This window comes from Halomonas sp. V046 (assembly GCF_052645355.1).
Genome location: NZ_JBQXYF010000089.1, coordinates 1 through 255, shown reverse-complemented (window position 1 = coordinate 255; position 255 = coordinate 1). Strand labels below are relative to the sequence as shown.

At 64.3% G+C, this 255-nt stretch carries 1 protein-coding gene; it reads left to right on the top strand.

The genetic code is table 11. The features are described 5' to 3' along the window. A partial coding sequence (locus tag ACUN9Y_RS22375; protein WP_445462937.1) for a VCBS domain-containing protein occupies nt 1-255 on the top strand: 255 nt, incomplete at both ends.

Here is a 255-nt window from a genome sequence, read left to right as displayed (position 1 = left end):
TTCAGCACCCCGGTGACGATCCCCAATACCGATGGCCAGGGCAGCCTGACCATCACCGGCTTCGATGCCCAGAGCGGCACCTTCCAGTACAGCTACACCGAGACCGGTGGTGCGGCGAGCCACAACGCCGCGGATGACAATGTCGTCGACAGCTTTGCGATCGTGGTTACCGACAACGAAGGTGACACCGCCAGCGACAGCCTGGACATCCAGATCCTGGATACCGCGCCGGAGGCCACGGCCGACGCCAACGCC